The 445-nt window shown below is 38.9% G+C and carries 1 protein-coding gene; it reads left to right on the forward strand.

Annotated elements, in window-relative coordinates; translation table 11 throughout:
* On the forward strand, positions 1-182 hold a 182-nt coding region (locus I656_RS19640), incomplete at its 5' end, for a hypothetical protein (RefSeq protein ID WP_235048686.1).
* Positions 183-445: the final 263 nt, after the last annotated feature.

The following is a 445-nucleotide window of genomic DNA, read 5'->3' on the forward strand; positions in this document are numbered from 1 at the left end:
TCTTCATTATGGGAAGAAAAGGGGGATTTTCATGCCCGGGTGGAGAGCAAAAATTGCTCATGGAACTTTTCTGTAATATCGTTGAGCTGTACAGAGTAACCATGTTGAATTTAAGAAGTTCTCCAAACCGCGGAAAGGACTCATTATCGGGATTAAACTTGAGCAACTGTTATCCAGCCTGATTCTGCCTGCTGCCTGGCTGAGCTACCGAATCGAACCCTAGGAAACAGATCGGGAGAAAGAGTGGCAAGCCATTCTGGAGCATAAGGAATAAAGCGGCGTGATGAGACAGTACTTGCACTTTACTGTCTCTTTTTTGTTTTGCGATTTATTTCCATTCATTAATTAAAGTGAGGAAGGGATTATTACGAATATTTTAATTTATATAGACAATAAGAACATTTGTTCTTATAATATATTTTAAATAACCCGTGGTGCTAGATAA

Origin of the sequence: Geobacillus sp. WSUCF1 (assembly GCF_000422025.1) — a bacterium.
GTDB classification, from domain to species: domain Bacteria; phylum Bacillota; class Bacilli; order Bacillales; family Anoxybacillaceae; genus Geobacillus; species Geobacillus zalihae.